This is a genomic window from Nostoc sp. FACHB-892 (assembly GCF_014698795.1).
Lineage (GTDB): Bacteria > Cyanobacteriota > Cyanobacteriia > Cyanobacteriales > Nostocaceae > Nostoc.
The window spans coordinates 324,440-338,257 of sequence record NZ_JACJTR010000001.1 but is presented as its reverse complement, the minus strand read 5'-3'; the positions used below and the strand labels follow the sequence as shown (position 1 = coordinate 338,257).

Genomic DNA, 13,818 nt, shown 5'->3' with positions numbered 1-13,818 from the left:
GCCCTATGCAGAAAAAGGATGGCTTCAATCCCTTAATTTCTGGAGCGAGAAAAAAGAAGATAATTACCTATTAAAAAACTCCGCAGATTTAACACTGAGGAGTCACACTTTCTAAGCATACCTAAGTTTATACACCAGTATCTTATCGCTTTCTATGTTTTGCGATCGCTTGCATAAGTGCTGCGTCAACATTAAATCTCTCCTCTCTCACTTCTGAGAGGCTTTGATTCTTGCTACCCTTCCGCTGGCGCAGTCTCTCGTAGAAAAGGTAGGGGTTGGGGTTGGGTTTGAGGCAAAGTTACACACGGCATAGAATTTGTTCCAAGTTGTTGGAGCGTAAATTACCAAAAATATTGCAAACGCATAGTTTAGGCTTTTTTTATAAAAATATTCTCTAATGATAATTTAAGTGTCACATCTGGGAACTATCTATGGAAGCAACTCAGGTTTTTGTTCGGTACTTACCACTTAACTAAGCGCCTAAAAAAGAATATAAATCGGTTTAAAATGCTGCCCAAACTTTCTCAAATCACCAGTGAGTAAAAAAATAGAAAATCTAAAAGTATAAAGCTATGTAAATCTGCGTATGTGGGTGGTAATAAGCGCTATTTGCTTGGCGATGTCAAGCTCTCGCTCAATTAAGGTTTATCACGGTCATTCTCCTATTCTAGGGAAACACGATTCCGACAGAGTCTGACGAAGAAGGGCAATAAATTACAGAAGCATTTATCGCTCGTCAGACTAGGGGATTGATTCCTCACAGCGTTATTTTTCAAATTTTGAATTATCTGAATGTGGCTTGAAAAAAGCCAGATTTTGACGTGCAAAAAATTACTTATTTACATTTGCAATATCTATAAAAAATGCTTAATTCTCAAATTCCAAAAGACCTTCGCCATAACTTGACTGTCAATATTACTGAAAGTGCATTTTTTGGTTTGGCAACTGGTTTTGCCTCCTATATCACAATTATTCCTCTATTTGTTAGCGGTTTTACCCATTCTGCATTGCTCATCGGTTTGATCCCAGCTATTCCGCGTTTAGGCTGGCAACTACCTCAGCTATTAACAGCTGAAAAAATAGCTCGACTACAGTATTACAAACCAACTGTAATGTGGTTGACAATTCACCAGAGATTTCCTTTTTTCGGTTTAGCACTGGTTGCTTTGTTACAGCTACAACTCAATAGCCAAATTCTTTTATATCTAACATTTGCCATACTCATTTGGCAGGGACTAGGTGGCGGATTAAGTGCTACTGCTTGGCAAAGCATGGTTGGTAAAATTATTCCCCCCGGAAGGCTTGGTATTTTTTACGGTGCTTTATCGGCGGCTGCTAATCTGATGAGCATTTTTGGTGCTTTGATAGCTGGTTTACTGCTTAAGCAAATTGCCCAGCCATTTAACTTTGCTCTCTGTTTTTTGTGTGCTAGCGTTGCGATGGCTCTATCTTGGTTTTTTATGTCTAGAACGCGAGAGCCAGTAAGCAACTCATTATCTACCATTGGAACTAGAAGTGAATTTTGGGCCAGTCTTAGTGTGATTCTCCGGTGCGATAAGAATTTCCGTTGCTTTGTGATTACACGTATGCTTTCACAATTAGCATTAATGCCACTTCCCTTTTATACACTTTATGCCGTACACAAACATGGGATGGGAGAAGAATCTATTGGATTAATTACTGGTCTGCTGATGTTAACGCAAACTATTGCTGGATTGGTTTTGGGTTGGGTAGGCGATCGCTGGGGTAATAAGTTAGTTTTGGAGGCTGGTTCTATTATTTGTGCGTTCAGTTCGGTTCTAGCTGGGCTAGCACCCAATGTAAACTCTTTTTACTTGGTGTTTATAGGAGCGGGTATAGGTATGAGCGCTCTGCAAAATATTGCTGCGGTAATGACCTTAGAGTTTGGTAACCAGCGCCAACGACCAGCTTATATTGGTCTTGGCAATACTCTTGTCGCCCCTGCCACGATCCTGGCTCCCCTTTTAGGTGGATGGATAGTGGACAATATTGACTATAAAACTGCTTTCTTAGTAGCAGCTATAGGTGGATTAATTACAGCACTTGTTTTGCACTTAGGAGTAACCGATCCACGCTATCTGGAACAAAATTTTACTAACCATTCAGTTAAAGCCTTGCCTGAGCAGTAAGCATTTAGGGAACTCCGAAAAATAAATTATCCAATTTCTGAACTTCACTATGACTTTCCCTCCCCCCTGCACTTAAAGCGATAGGATATTTTTTTATTTACAATTCCCTTACTCCCCCCAAGCGAGAGTGCGTTTCACTGCCTTTTGCCAAGTAGCAAAGTTGGACAATGGGTGATCGCTCCTCGGCTCAAACACACGTTCAATTTGCCGTTGTTGCACGAGCGCTTCATAGTTCTCCCAAAATCCTATAGCTAAACCTGCTGCAAATGCTGCCCCCTGAACGGTCGTATCGCGCATTATCGGCCGTTCAACTGGAATACCTAATACATCAGCTTGGAACTGCATTAGAAAATTATTCTCGCAAGCACCACCATCTACGGTTAATCGACCAACTGGAGTACTGCTAGATGCATTAATTGCTTGCACCACTTCCACAACTTGATAAGCGATCGCTTCCAATACGGCGCGTACTAGATGCTCTGGTTGTACACTGGCGGTAATGCCGAAAAAGGCTCCCCTAGCACTCATATCCCAATAGGGTGCGCCTAGCCCACTAAATGCAGGCACAAAGTAGACTCCGCCATTATCTGTTACTTGATTTGCCATCGTTTCACTTTCAGCAGCAGTTTTAATCAGCTTCAGGCGATCGCGTAACCATTGAATACAAGCTCCACTAGTAAACATACTCCCTTCTAAGGCATAGCCTATATCTAAAGTTCCCCTGGAATTTGCTTGTGTCCATGCCACCGTGGATATAAGTTGATGGTGCGAACGCACAATTTGCTCGCCTGTGTGAGCTACTAAAAAGCTACCAGTTCCGTAAGTACATTTAATCAAACCGGGGCGATCGCAGCCATGACCTAATAGAGCAGCTTGTTGATCTCCCAAGATGGCAGTAATGGGAATTTCAGCGCCCAACAAAGTAGTATCAGTAACTCCAAATACTCCTAAACTAGGCTGAATGTGGGGCAAAATATGCGCCGGAATCTGAAATAGTTCCAGTAATTTCTCATCCCACTCACAGGTTTTGAGATTCATCAACATTGTCCGGCTGGCGTTGCTGTGGTCAGTAGCATGGACTTTCCCACCTGTGAGGTTCCACAGCACCCAGGTATCAATAGTACCTACTAAAATATTGTTCAGGTCAACATCTGGAAACTTGTCTAATAGCCACCTGAGCTTGGTAGCAGAAAAGTAGGCATCAATGATTAATCCGGTGCGATCGTAAATTTCATTAGCATAGCCTTGCTCTTGTAATTGGTGGCAAAGGGGAGCAGTGCGGCGATCTTGCCAGACAATCGCTCTATGGAGTGGTTTACCAGTGGTTTTGTCCCAAATCAAACAGGTTTCACGCTGTACAGTTAGCCCCAAGGCTGCGATCGCTGATTGAGCAATCTGGGCATTCTTAATGGCGGTTTGCATCACCCAAGACGTATCTTCCCAGATTTGTTGAGGATCATGTTCCAACCATCCGGGCTGAGGATAATACTGAGTTAGTTCTTTGTACGCCTGACCAACAATCTTGCCGTCTGCGTTAAACACAAAAGCGCGGTTGCCTGTCGTCCCTAAGTCCAGCGCTAAGATGTAGCTTGATGATGGAGTTGTGTTGCCAAGTGTGTGCATAGCTGCTTTGACATGCTGCGATCGCGATTTTAGCAATACACGTCAAATTTAGATATACATTATTTTGGGTACATTTTTGAATACTGCGATGCCTCTCTGCGAGATAAGAAGATAAGAATAAGGTCACATTTTCTCATGGGATACCCATAAGTAATTAATCAAAATCTCTTAATATCATGTGTTTATTTAAGTCAAAACTGATTTTACCTTCCTCTTGTAATTTTCCGAGCAATCGTGTAATTGTTACTCTGGTAGTGCAGCAAGCGCTAGCAATATCTTCGTGAGTAAAGCGAACATTTAGGCGAGTTCCCCCCGGCACACTTTCACCAACTTCCTGTTTCAAAAGTTGTAATAGATGGTGTAAGCGCTCTTGTACTCGTCGTCTTCCACAAATGACTAAAAAAGATTCTGTTTGCCGTAAGCGTTGATTAATTTTTGGTAAAAGGATATGGCTCAGGTTAGGGGAAGCAGCTATCTCTGCTGCGTAAATTGACACTAGTTCAACATCAGAGAGGGCTGTGGCTTGGTAAATGTTTAGAGATGTCAAACTAGAGCCAAAAACCATTCCTGCTGTTGCCAATCCTATTAAAACTTCTTCACCCGTTTCACAATAGGTACTAAGTTTGACCAAACCCTGACAAACATATAAAATTACTAATGGGTTAAGGAGGATAGTTTCTCCTTTAGAATATTTTTGCACGGGACGATCATGAGAGAAGTCGCTATCATTTTTGACTACTGCCGATTCTACTCGCTTCCGTTCACTAATATTGCGTAATACCCAGCGTAGAGAAGTTGCTTTACCCTGTGGATTGCGGGCAACTGCCACTGTCAAAGCTGCATCAAAGAAATCACCATGACGTTGTTGCAAACGTATCAATAGCTCTTTAACTCTATCTGATTGAGACAGTTGGATGAGTTCGCTACGAAGGTGCTGACGTTCTTCTAGAGGGACGAAGCTAATTATGGGTTTGCCCACCAACAATTGCTTTGAAACATTGAGCAATTTAGCTGCGGTAAAGTTAGCATCTTGAATGATTCCTTCTATATTAGTCACTAAATAGGCTTCAGGCGCAAACTCGAATAATTCTTGATAGTATTGGCGTTCTGTTTCTAAGCAATTCCGTGTTTGTATTAGTTCCTCATTTTGCTGATGGAGTTCTTCTGCTGCTAACTGCACTACCTTTGAGGTGTTATAAAGTTCCTTAAAAGCATGCGGCAGAAGATCCGGTGAAATCCAAGGTAATACGCTAGCAGTTTGGTATAAATCTGCTAAACGATTGTGCAATGTTTCTGAGTGTTGGATAAATTTTTCTATGTTCACCTTAAATTCCTGCTACTTACTTGCAGAGTTTAAGCAAAAAATCTACTAGGTAAATTACTGAATAATAATTGCAGCATTTCTTGCATTGCTAAGTTCTAATTTTAACTAAATATATACTGGAATTATTATTCAATAAAACCTATAAGAGTACGTTTATTCTAGATTTTGGACAATTTATTATGTCCCATAACGCTACACGTGGTCTAGTTTTGTAATTGACACGTATTGCATTTAACCTAGATGCTCAAAGCAGATTGAATCTAGGGAATTAGAGAGTGTATATTGCACTCAGATGCTTTTTGTAAAAAAGCCTACGGCATTTTACTAAATATTACTTCTACCTTCAGTGGGAAGATTCGGTAAACTCAACTAAATACGAATGCAAAATCCGCTAACCTCAAATTATGCTAATTTGTAACTTAACTTACAAATCAGTCACAATTATATCTGGCAGAGAAATTAGATAAAACACCTCAGTCAGAAAACCCTGGATCTAAACCTTAAACCCCTATTTTTGTTTAAATTACTTTGCCATTATCCCAATGAATGATTTAGCTGCTAATAATCATTGTTTCCATAATTACTTAGCATAACTTATAATTTTTTCCCTAACTTCCATCACAGGCATCAAGCTAATACTACCAAAGATATATAATATAAGTTAAGTTTTTTTGTGCTTATGAATACATATTATAGTAACAAAAATATCTCAACTTGTTGGAAAAGTCGGTAATCTGAGCTTTTCGATTTCCACAATAAATCCATTAAGTAACTATCTGGCATAAACAAGAATAAGACTAATGGATATTATAAGTTAAAAGCATTTGTATATAAAATCACATAATAAACTTAATAATTATTCGCCTCTTTAGTTAGAGGATAAATCAAGTAGTAAGCTGTTGTAATTTAAAAATGCGTAACAGCTTATCAACGCGCAAACTATAAGGAGTGATGGGTGAGATGTAAATACTATAGAATCTCATCTCGTCACTTCTTTTTACTTACGTCAGTTAACAGCGCTTTTAAATAATTGGACTATACAACTCCCTGTTCTCTGTCTCAGTTGTAGTTTAAATACCTGAAAACTGCTGTATCAACTTAACGGATGCCAGTATACTTGCTCATTGAGCGCGTTTATACTGTTTGCTTACCCTGTGTGAACCATTAATGAATTTGGCTAGCCTGCCTCCTTCAAGAAAGCCACTGTATAAAAATCACGTTTTATTAAAACTTTATATATTGTTGGTTGTAGTTCATTAAATATGCGATTTAGCGGATGATTTGCTGAAAATTAGTTTTTTCACAAAGTTCAGTGTAATTCCTCATTTAAGAATAAGACAAATACAACTAAATTATTAATAGTTGTGCTGGCTTAATTGATGAATAAACGTCAATTATTCCAAGTGGATCTATTTGCAGACTCTCTATAATATTGATTCCGTAATTATACAATAAACTTTTTCTTAAAAGGAGAGTAGAGTTTAGCTTCTCCTTACCTTCTGAAAAAGGTAGCTGAAGGAGTTAGCTTTCATGAGTGAATCAATGTACTAAGCTGCATTCAAATCCAAAGTATACGTTACTAGTCTATTCATCTGCAAATCGCTGTAATCAGGTTTTCTCTAACAGCGAGGTGATTTATCTTGGAAAATCAAGATTTTATTTCCAACTGAGAACGAATACAACTTCTTGAAGCTTTAAACACTTATTAACCAATTTGAAAAATTCCCATGCGACAATATATTTTTAATCTGCTCATACTGGCATTAGGAACAAGCTCGGCTTTCATCATTACTCCATCTCAAGCTGAAACTCCGGTAAAATCTAACAGCCAAAATCTTGATAATATTACTTCCATATCTTCAAGTTCACCTTCGGCTATCCAATTGAGCGATTTTGCCAATTCTACTAATAGCAAACCACCTATCCTCTCTGAGGCAGCCAATAATTCTTCTGGTGCTAATGCCAATTTAGCTGATAATGCCAATATAACTGCAACTAAGCCGCAGCCACGGGTTCCTATATTCAGCAGAATTTTTCCCACACCTTCGATGCAGCAATAATCACGGGCTAAATATTTAGTTTATTTGTTTGGGCTAATTAAAGATGTACATTGACATATAAGATACATCAGTAACTGGTAAAAATGCTACCACAGTGAGAGAGAAAAATTAGAATCTCTCTCACTGGTGTGGGTTGTTCTTGTTAAGTCAATATTGGACTCAACTGAGAACCTCTATCCTCTATATATATGAAGTATACTCTGATTTGCTTTATGCTTGCAGTTGACAGAGTAATAAACCAAACCATTGATTTGGATCTGTCCATACATGAAGAGGTGATAAACCCTGTGCAGCGAGTTGCTGCTTGAGAGTATTGAGGTCAAATTTGCGGGAAATTTCGGTGAGGATAGTCTCACCTAATGCAAAATTAACCTTGAGATTAAGAGCGCGTAATTCTACAATTTGCGATCGCAGGCTGCGTAAATGCATTTCTATTTGATGCTCACTTTCATTGTAAAACGCCCAGTGTTCAAACTGGGTAGTGTCAAAATTCCCCTCAAACCGTTGATTTAAATGCTCTAGCATATTGACGTTAAATGCTGCCGTCACTCCCTGACTGTCGCTATAAGCTGGTTCTAAAATCTGTTTTGGCTTTCGTAAATCTACTCCCAGCAAGAAATACTCACCTACTTGTAGGGCTTCTGTAATTTGAGAGAAGAAAACATCACACTCACTAGGTGTAAGATTACCTAAACTGCTACCAATAAAACAAACCATTCGGCTGGGTAATTGCGTCGGTAGGAGTTTTGCAAGGGCTAATTCATAGGTTCCCGCTAAAGCATAAACTTGCAGTGAGGGATAATCTCTTAATAACTGCTTGGCGCTACTTTCTAACATACCTGCACATACATCAATTGGTAGGTAGTGCAGGGGATAGCCTAGCTGCTGGTAGGCATTTAGTAAAATGCGGGTTTTGGTAGAACTGCCACTGCCAAGTTCTACTAATTCACAAGCGCCAGTTATCTCGGCAATTTCGCCAGCATACTGCTGTAAAATCGTTGTTTCTGTGCGTGTGAGATAATATTCTGGTAAATCACAGATTTGCTCAAATAGCTCAGAACCACGGTCATCATAAAAGTAACAGGGGGGTAGAGATTTAGATGTTTGAGTTAATCCCTTTACTACATCACTCCCAGTACTAGGTGCAATTATTTGAGTCGCAGCTAGCAAACGCTGTATCTGCAAGCGTTTTTCAACGCTGCTTTGAGAAGTAACGTTCCTATTGGCAGCTTTAGATATCGACATTAAACCTCCGTATGCTTGGCGTAATAGATTACCTGTGATGGGACCTTTACCCTAATTAGTGAAACATATAGCCATAGCTAATAAAATCATGCTTGAGCCATATTGCTCAAGTTCTAAAGTTATTTTTAGGGATTTAGCGATTTAAATGACAATATGCCCCAATTACCAGCCAACAGCGGCTTAAGTCAGGATGAGGCTAACTATAGAATGTGGCTTCATCCATATCTTGGAATAGCGCAAAATTTTTCGGGCAATATTCATAGAAGGTTTGAAAAATAAACTTTTCTACACTAAATTTGCTCAATTTGGATCTCACCGTCTGTTCCCACAGTAATGATGCTATTTTCTGGGAAAGCTATCCAATTACCTATAAATAGTGGTTCGGATGCGATAATTACAGATTTTGAAAAAGCCAGAGAATCTCGTATCCAATAAAGAGATGGAGCTGGGGAGATGGTAGCAAAGCGAGAAGCTATCAGGCGATGTCCGTCACTAAAGATTACATTAATTGAGGCTTCTACTTGATAGCGCTTTGCCATCTCTAAGAGTGTTAATAATGTGGTACGTAAAGCATACTCTAGAGGTCGATGTTTGTTAATTTTACTTTGTGAAAGTAACAATGCAAAAATGTGTTCTGAGTCAGTACTACCATTAATTTTTTCATAAAAATCTTGAGTTAAAGTGCTGCGGATTTTTCTGTGTAATGTTTTGCGAAAATTTTGGATTTTTCCATCATGAATAAATAGCTGTTGTTGATGCTTAAAGGGCTGACAATTAGCAAAATCTACGGCTTGTTCGGATGTAGCACTGCGGACATAAGCAAGTACACACTTTGATTCAATGTAACGGCTGAGACTGGGTAAGTTTATGTCATTCCAAATAGGTAGGGTATTTTTGTAGGTAAAGGGTTCGATATCTTTTTGGTTATGATACCAACCCACACCAAAACCATCTGCATTTACTACCCCAGAGGGCATTTCGTGGGGTTGATAACTCTGGACTATCAATGAGTGCTCTGGTTTATACAGAAGATGCTCTAAAGAAACAGGCAAACCGAGGTAAGCAAGTAAACGGGACATGATGAATATTCCACCTTTAATTAACACAATTATTAGGCAACAGCCTTACCCGCTTTTATTCGCCATCATTAGTGGCTCTCACTTATATGGATTTCCGTCACCTGATTCTGATTATGACTTGCGTGGGGTGCATATTTTACCAGTTGAAGAAGTGGTGGGATTAGAAACTGGGGATGAAACTATTGAAGTTTCAGAAGTTTGTGAATCTTTGGAAATTGATTTAGTAACTCAGGATGTCAAAAAATTCTTTTTAATGCTACTTAAAAAGAACGGTTACGTGTTAGAACAACTATATTCACCTTTAGTATTAACAACTTCACCAGAACATGAAGAATTAAAATTTATTGCCAAAGATTGCATTACTTGTCACCATTATTACCATTATATTGGTTTTGCGGCAACACAATGGAAACTTTTTAATAAAGAACAGACGTATCGGCTCAAGGCATTACTTTATGTTTATCGAGTTCTCTTGACTGGCATTCATCTGATGCAAACAGGTGTAGTTGAAGCTAATTTAATTAAGCTGGATGAGGTTTTTAATTTACCATATATTCATGATTTAATCGTTCAAAAGTTAGCAGGTACAGAAAGGTCTATTTTGTCAAATGCTAATCTAGCTTTTCATCAAATAGAATATGAACGTCTGCGTAATAAGTTGCATGAGGCATATAAATCTAGCCCATTACCCGAAACACCTTCGGCGAATGCGGCTTTGCATAATTTGCTAGTACGCCTGAGAGTTAATACTAATTTTATGTGAGGCTGCGTTTTATTCACGCAGTGGCACTAGTTTAGTTGTGTTTTTATTGGTAATAAGATTATAAATTCTGTACCTTGTTCAAATTCTGAGATTACTTCTATTTTACCGTTATGTTTGTCAATTATCTGATAACAAATACTTAAACCTAACCCAGTTCCTTTACCAACTGGTTTAGTTGTAAAAAAAGGATCAAACAGTTTATTTTTAATCTCTTGTCGAATTCCAGAGCCGTTATCTTTGATACCTATTTTAATGTAAACATCATCTATATTGAATGTATTTATAATAATTTTTTTATTTTTATCTAAATCAGCTTTGTGATCTAGCAAAGCATCTATGGCATTATTTAGAATATTCATAAATACCTGATTTAGTTGTGCTGGATAACACTCAACTAAGGGTAAAATTCTATAGTTTTTAATTACTTCAATTTCTGAGTGAAGTTTGTGATTCAGAATTAACAACGTATTCTCAATTCCTTCATGAATATCTACCTCTTTCATATCAGCTTCATCTAATCGGGAAAAGTTTCGCAAAGATAATACGATTTCTCGGATGCGCTGAGTTCCAGTTTTCATGGAAGAAAGCAAGAGTGGCAAATCTTTATGAATAAACTTTAAATCAATTTCTTCGATTTTTTCTTCAATCAACCAGATGGGATCTGGATATTCTTGCTGATATAAACTCACTAAATTAAGCAAGTCTTGAGTATAGTCACTGGCACATTGAATATTACCATAAATAAAATTAGCAGGATTGTTAATTTCATGAGCTATACCTGCTACCATCTGCCCAAGAGAAGACATTTTTTCTGTTTGAATTAATTGCCCTTGAGTTTCTTTTAAGTCTTGCAAGGTTTTTTGAAGTTCTTGGGTTCGTTCTTCTACCCGTTTTTCTAAACTTTGGCGAGCTAGTTCTAGTTCTTGGGTTCGTTCTTCTACCCGTTGCTCTAAACTTTGGCGAGCTAGTTCTAGTTCTTGGGTGTAATCTCCTACCCATTCCACCAATTGATTCAGAGAATTAGCTAATATCCCTACTTCATCGTTGCTGGTGACATTAGCTCTGAGTTGGAAATTGGATTCTTGTGTGATTTTTATAGCAACGTTAGTAACTATTTGTAGGGGACGAGCAATTAACTTACTGGTATATATTGCTAGTATAGCTGCGATCGCAGCTGATAACAGCATACTTCCAAGGATAACTTTAATTCGCAGTTTTTGTGCCCTATCAAAACTAGCATATGCTTGCTTTTCTTGAATTTCAGCATATCCAATTATCCGAATCAACTCGTCTGAAAGTTTCTCAAATTCAATCGAAATATTAACTTGTTTTTTGAAAAAAAATAATAGCTCTTGCTGATCAACTTTTGTTTTTTTTGCTAACAATTGGTTTTGTTCAATCTGCTGCCAAAAGCTTTTTACTATCAAAGTATAGACTTTTGTAGTTTTTTTATAATTATCCAATAAATTTAATAAGTCTGTATTCTTTACTTTTGAATCATGAGCATAAATATTTACAAAAGTTTCGATTCTTGACAATTGCTGCTCAACTTGACTAATCTCATCTAAAAATCTATTTTTTTCAAATTCTAACCAAATAGAACTTTCTAATACGGTAACTAACCTTTGTGGGTGTAGCCGCACTCTAGTTATTGCATTTTCTAAATCTTTTAATAGAGATTGTTGTTGATAAGATAAATTTAATTTTTTCTGAGCAATTGTTTCATAATGGTATGCAAGTAACAAACCGCAGGTTGTACCGATAAAAGTAATACTAACTGCCAAAGCATAGCCATAACTAATTTTTTTAGATATATTCCAATTATGACTTAAGTGACTAAGTAAGATAAAAATCCTTTTTAAATAGTGTTTTCCATTAGCTATCATTTATTTATCAACTATATTGTTATAAAAAACTTCCTTGCCCAATTTTTTGATAGACTTCACGAATCATATTATAATCAGCATCATTTGCTATAACTAATTTACTTCCTTTATATTTTTGGTTTGCTTTAGTAGCCACTAAACTTTTAATTAGTTTATCCTGATGGTTCATCATGCGCGATCGCATATCTACTATAAAGCTAGATGCCAACTGATTACTAGCAACAAATACATCATGAGGAAGTAATGGCCCTTTAAAAATTACAACAAAATCTTCTTCAGATAAGCCCTCAGACTCTAGAATATTTTTGTATCTGTCAGATGCAGTTGCCCAAGCATCTACCTCACCTTTTTTTAAAGCTTGTACTCCCTTATCATCTAACATGACAGTTTTGAAGTCAGTTGTTGGATCTAATCCAGCATCTATCAGTAGCTTTGTAGGAGCAAGATGTCCAGACGTGGAGCCAATTTTCCTCATGGCTATTGTTTTGCCTTTCAATTGAGCTAATAATTTAATTGGACTATCAGCACGAACTACAATAATCGAATGGTAGTTCGTGCGCTCAATAGCAATTATAGGAATAGCCTTTGCCCTAGAATTTAAAATCAAGTATTCTGAAGGCCCTGCAAATACAATATCCACTTCCCTAGATAACAGTGCTGGTGCTGCTGCTGTGGTATTCTCTACAGGAAAAAACTCAATTTTTATGCCTAATATCTCTTCTAATGTGGTGCGAAAAAGTTCATAATCTTCTTGTAAGCCTTTAATTCCAATAACGTCTGTAACTGCAAATTTGAGATTTTTGGGTGGAGCTATTGTCATCGGTTCTGAACTATTAGTAGGAGAATTTACTCCTGTCGTGCAGCCAGCAGCAAACACGAGCGAATACCAAAGCAAGTTACGCCGTTTCATAAGTGCAAACGATATTACAAATGTAAAATTTTTAGCTGCTATTTAGTAATATACTTATGCAGTTTATTGCTTCTTTATATTAATGACTTCTGTAAATTTACGTAAATAATTTTTATTTGTAAATCCTATTTGAAAATATTTTTATTGCTTTCAAGACTGACTTCCAATGAAAAAAATATCCAATTTGTAGGATGCTTTCGATAGAAGGAGGTAATACACAGTAATACGTGAAATAAAGATGGAGCATTACACTTCATTAACGTATCCTACAAATATCGGATAATTAATTTTTTGGTATTCCTTTAACTCTTAATTTCTAACTTCTTACAACTTTAAAGTCCAAGCGGCAAAAGCCAAAGTACCCCAACCAGCAAGAAAGGCTGCGCCGCCTAGCGGTGCGATCGCTCCTAAAGATTTAATACCGGTTAAGCTAAGGGCGTACAAGCTACCTGAGAAAATAGCAATGCCAATGACAAACAGCCATCCACTGGCGACAAGAGTAGGTTGAGGAATTTCGGTGCGACTAATTAGTATTGCTACTAGAAAAAGTGCCAGAGCATGATACATTTGGTAACGAGCGCCAGTTTCAAAAATTTCTAGCGATCGCTCACTAATTTTTTCCCGCAAGGCATGGGAACCAAAAGCACCAGCAGCAACTGACAAACCGCCTAAAATAGCAGCTACGCTCAAAAAAATCTGCGTCATTAGACCTAGCCGTAAGTTGATTATCAGTCATTAGTCATTGGTCATTAGTCATTAGTTAATAACAAAGGACAAA

General features: G+C 37.7%; 10 protein-coding genes. 3 read left to right on the top strand and 7 right to left on the bottom strand.

What is annotated here, in order from left to right; genetic code table 11:
• The first annotated feature begins 863 nt into the window (after window positions 1-863).
• A complete protein-coding gene (locus tag H6G96_RS01420) occupies window positions 864-2,150 on the top strand; it encodes an MFS transporter (protein WP_190909582.1) in 1,287 nt (428 codons plus the stop codon).
• 108 nt (window positions 2,151-2,258) lie between these two features.
• On the opposite strand, the gene glpK is transcribed toward H6G96_RS01420, so the two are convergent.
• On the bottom strand, window positions 2,259-3,773 hold the full coding sequence (gene glpK, locus H6G96_RS01415) for a glycerol kinase GlpK (protein WP_190909581.1): 1,515 nt from the start codon (window positions 3,771-3,773) through the stop codon (window positions 2,259-2,261).
• Window positions 3,774-3,927: 154 nt separating this feature from the next.
• The gene (locus H6G96_RS01410; RefSeq protein ID WP_190909580.1) at window positions 3,928-5,097 is read right to left on the bottom strand and encodes a PAS domain S-box protein; all 1,170 of its coding nucleotides are present in this window, start codon (window positions 5,095-5,097) and stop codon (window positions 3,928-3,930) included.
• A 1,727-nt stretch (window positions 5,098-6,824) separates the two neighbouring features.
• Between H6G96_RS01410 and H6G96_RS01405 the strand changes: the two genes are divergently transcribed.
• Window positions 6,825-7,157 carry a hypothetical protein gene (locus tag H6G96_RS01405; protein ID WP_190909579.1) on the top strand — a complete coding sequence of 111 codons (333 nt, stop codon included), beginning with the start codon at window positions 6,825-6,827 and terminating at the stop codon, window positions 7,155-7,157.
• 210 nt (window positions 7,158-7,367) lie between these two features.
• Here the strand turns inward: H6G96_RS01405 and egtD are convergent, their stop codons facing one another.
• Window positions 7,368-8,402: an L-histidine N(alpha)-methyltransferase gene (gene egtD / locus H6G96_RS01400; RefSeq protein ID WP_190909578.1), complete on the bottom strand. Its 1,035-nt coding sequence runs from the start codon at window positions 8,400-8,402 to the stop codon at window positions 7,368-7,370.
• A 290-nt stretch (window positions 8,403-8,692) separates the two neighbouring features.
• A complete protein-coding gene (gene egtC, locus H6G96_RS01395) occupies window positions 8,693-9,481 on the bottom strand; it encodes an ergothioneine biosynthesis protein EgtC (protein ID WP_190909577.1) in 789 nt (262 codons plus the stop codon).
• On the opposite strand from egtC, the gene H6G96_RS01390 reads away from it, so the two are divergent.
• Window positions 9,480-10,244 (top strand): nucleotidyltransferase domain-containing protein, encoded by a 765-nt coding sequence (locus H6G96_RS01390; RefSeq protein ID WP_199339338.1) that lies wholly within the window; start codon window positions 9,480-9,482, stop codon window positions 10,242-10,244. The two genes, egtC and H6G96_RS01390, sit on opposite strands and share 2 nt — an antisense overlap.
• Before the next feature lie 26 nt (window positions 10,245-10,270).
• On the opposite strand, the gene H6G96_RS01385 is transcribed toward H6G96_RS01390, so the two are convergent.
• From H6G96_RS01385 to H6G96_RS01375, 3 genes are all read right to left on the bottom strand, one after another.
• Window positions 10,271-12,130 (bottom strand): ATP-binding protein, encoded by a 1,860-nt coding sequence (locus H6G96_RS01385; RefSeq protein ID WP_190909576.1) that lies wholly within the window; start codon window positions 12,128-12,130, stop codon window positions 10,271-10,273.
• 19 nt (window positions 12,131-12,149) lie between these two features.
• On the bottom strand, window positions 12,150-13,040 hold the full coding sequence (gene phnD, locus H6G96_RS01380) for a phosphate/phosphite/phosphonate ABC transporter substrate-binding protein (RefSeq protein ID WP_190909575.1): 891 nt from the start codon (window positions 13,038-13,040) through the stop codon (window positions 12,150-12,152).
• Between the two features lie 324 nt (window positions 13,041-13,364).
• Window positions 13,365-13,745, bottom strand: a complete 381-nt coding sequence (locus H6G96_RS01375; protein ID WP_190909574.1) for a DUF423 domain-containing protein — start codon at window positions 13,743-13,745, stop codon at window positions 13,365-13,367.
• Window positions 13,746-13,818 lie beyond the last annotated feature (73 nt).

Bases quoted from the DNA above. Each gene is read 5' to 3' on its own strand.
- H6G96_RS01405 (WP_190909579.1), top strand. From the start codon at position 6,825: ATGCGACAATATATTTTTAATCTGCTCATACTGGCATTAGGAACAAGC.
- glpK (WP_190909581.1), bottom strand. From the start codon at position 3,773: ATGCACACACTTGGCAACACAACTCCATCATCAAGCTACATCTTAGCG.
- H6G96_RS01420 (WP_190909582.1), top strand. From the start codon at position 864: ATGCTTAATTCTCAAATTCCAAAAGACCTTCGCCATAACTTGACTGTC.
- H6G96_RS01390 (WP_199339338.1), top strand. From the start codon at position 9,480: ATGATGAATATTCCACCTTTAATTAACACAATTATTAGGCAACAGCCT.
- H6G96_RS01385 (WP_190909576.1), bottom strand. From the start codon at position 12,130: ATGATAGCTAATGGAAAACACTATTTAAAAAGGATTTTTATCTTACTT.
- egtC (WP_190909577.1), bottom strand. From the start codon at position 9,481: ATGTCCCGTTTACTTGCTTACCTCGGTTTGCCTGTTTCTTTAGAGCAT.
- H6G96_RS01375 (WP_190909574.1), bottom strand. From the start codon at position 13,745: ATGACGCAGATTTTTTTGAGCGTAGCTGCTATTTTAGGCGGTTTGTCA.
- egtD (WP_190909578.1), bottom strand. From the start codon at position 8,402: ATGTCGATATCTAAAGCTGCCAATAGGAACGTTACTTCTCAAAGCAGC.
- phnD (WP_190909575.1), bottom strand. From the start codon at position 13,040: ATGAAACGGCGTAACTTGCTTTGGTATTCGCTCGTGTTTGCTGCTGGC.